Below are 2641 nucleotides of genomic sequence, written 5' to 3' on the forward strand. Positions count from 1 at the left end.
CAAATTTTTCCTATTCCGTCCAACGTTCCTGCTATGGCACGTTTTAATGTGCTTTAATTTTTGTTGTACGCAGGGGTTTTATTTCCTTTATGAATTTTTCAACCTCTTTGATGCTCTGCTTCTTGGGGTTGTTTATTTCTTCAATTTGTTGATTTTGAATATTGTAGACAATCCAGTAGTCACCACTAAGAAATTTTAGTCCAAAGCGATTATTGTCATACCATCCATATTCTTTAATCCTTCTCCACCAGGAGAAATTATCTTCGTCAGTTTCTAAAAGCCTTGTTTCAAAGAGAGAATTGCTGGATTTGTCTAGGATGGAGCAATCGATTATTAAATAATTCCCATCTAGCACAAGTAATAAGGCTCCAGCGTAATTTTTGTTCCTCGATAGTTTATAATCCGATTGGAAACTAAAACCTTTATTATCCCGCTTTGCTTTTTGGTAAGCATTATCTATTGCTTCAATATTCCATCCGTGTTCTTTGGCCAGCCCACAGTAAGCCTCATAAACAATGTCCAGTAAGAAATCCCTTTTTTCTTCTTCTTGCTTAGTTAAGAAAATACTGCCGTCTACTTTTATTCTATATTCATAAATACTACCGAATTTCCTAGTGCCCGTTTGTTGGTCGGAATTAACAAAATTTATATTGACTCTGTGTTTAAAAAGGCCAAGCTGGTTGTTTAAGTATTTTAGAAAAGTCCATATTACTTCTTTATAAAATGGGAAGGTCGTTTTTAACTGAAGGTCTTTAACCTCAATATAAATATCTGTATAAGGGTTTATAAAATGCATTATTTTATTTCCTTGCGTACAACGGGCCGCTGCTAGGGCACGTTTTAATGTGCTTTAATTTGTGTTGTGGTGCGTTAATTTTCTTTCCAGCTGATTTTTGTGATTACCCATTTATCATCTTCCTTTTCCAGTTTAACTATTGGGTGATAATGGTCTAAGTACGATTTTTTATTTTCGAATTCATCAAAGAATCTTAATGAAACATTCCATGCATCTCCATTCCTTTCCATTTGGTCAACATCAACGCCAGACAAAGGTTCTTGGCTTCTTATCCAATAGTAATAAGAAAGAAAGTCACAATATTTGTCGTACTCGTAGGCATCTGCTGCTTTGTATTCTGCCCAACTAACTTTGCTGATGTTATTTGCGCAATTTTCCACTCTTTTGCTTTCCTGACTAATGAATTTTTCAGAGATTGTTTCTAAAGCCTTTAATTGATTAAAATAAGGTTCATAATCAATTTTACATTTCCCATTTTCTCCCTCTACAATCCTTACCTCAATTGGTGTTTTCGCCTTTTGGTTGTTTACATTATTAATATACCAACGGTGAAATGAGGTTGCTATCTCTTTTAATTCATCAACTTCCTCCACTTTTTTTGGTATGGCCTTATCTGCTTCAGGTAAGCTATTTTGAAGATTATCAGCTTCGGGTACTGAATTTTGTGTTAAAACAGTTTTTTCTTTCTTTGGTGAACTTTGTTCTTTTAAATCGGAGGAACAGTTGAACAGCCCTAAAGAAAATAACAATATTAAAAATCTTTCCATTTTATTTTTATGCACCACAACGGTCTTGCCTATGCGGGGGCGAAGCTGCCGTATAGGTGTGGTTAGCAGTAGTTGTTTTGAGATTTATGCACTTTAAATTCTTGATTTATTTTATAGATTATTATATTGAAACTTACATAAAATCCAGAATCACAATCCCTTTCTATAACTTCTTGTGTTTTACCTTGATTCAAATCAAATATTATTAAATCTTCTCTCCTTACAATACATAAGAGTGAATCTGTCAAATAATGTGTATAAAGGTCACCTTCTCCCCAATAACCGAAGTCTGTTCTAAATATTCTTATTGGTTTTTTAGGGTTTTCAATTGAATATTCACAAATTGAAAAGTACTCCTTTGTAACTTTATCTCTATCCTTACCTTTTCCTACTTTACCTCCTGTGTAAAGTAGCAAAGTGAATTTATCGCTGCTAAAATTAAAGGTTAAATTATGAAAGGCCCCATCAAAGGTTAAATCATCCATATCATAAACTAATTCTAAATTTTTTGCAGGATTTATCTGGACAATTTTTACTCCTTGAACTCCATAATCTGGTTGTGCAGCAATAAATGCTAATTGAAATGGCTTATTTGTACTTATTAAACATTCAATATAGTCATAACCACCCCAATCCTTATCGTCATTTTCAAGAATTTCTAACAAATTAACCTTTATTATCTCCTCATTATTTTTATAAATACTGCAATTAGATTTATAAATAGACATTTCATCCATAAATACTAAATCAAAATTGTTTTTAGTATTTAGTCCTAAAAAAATATCCTCTTTATTACTAGTTAAAATTCTTTTTAGAATCTCTTTCCCATCTAGGTCAAATTGGTAGTAATAAATTTCCTGATTACCATAATCATTGTAAGCTAATTTTATTAAATTCTCATCTACCAAAACTTTAAATAAAGTTACTATTCTGTAATAAGCCGTTTTTAAATCTAATTGAAGTGATTTTATTGGTTTTAGCTCAATATCATATATGGTTATATTCCAGGACTTATCATTAAGGATTGAAATATTATTTGTTTCTTGATTAAAATGTATTGAATCCATTTTAGTTTTAT

General features: G+C 31.6%; 3 protein-coding genes. All 3 read right to left on the bottom strand.

Going from position 1 to position 2641, the window contains the following annotated elements; genetic code table 11:
- Positions 1 to 43: 43 nt before the first annotated feature.
- Complete coding sequence (locus tag AAE02nite_RS25990) at positions 44 to 796, bottom strand: hypothetical protein (RefSeq protein WP_146905784.1); 753 nt, start codon at positions 794 to 796, stop codon at positions 44 to 46.
- Between the two features lie 74 nt (positions 797 to 870).
- Positions 871 to 1563, bottom strand: coding sequence for a hypothetical protein (locus AAE02nite_RS25995; protein WP_146905787.1), 693 nt, complete (start codon positions 1561 to 1563; stop codon positions 871 to 873).
- A 62-nt stretch (positions 1564 to 1625) separates the two neighbouring features.
- Positions 1626 to 2641: hypothetical protein (locus AAE02nite_RS26000; RefSeq protein ID WP_218033564.1), on the bottom strand; the 1016-nt coding region annotated here is incomplete at its 5' end.

The organism is Adhaeribacter aerolatus (assembly GCF_007991635.1).
GTDB lineage: Bacteria > Bacteroidota > Bacteroidia > Cytophagales > Hymenobacteraceae > Adhaeribacter > Adhaeribacter aerolatus.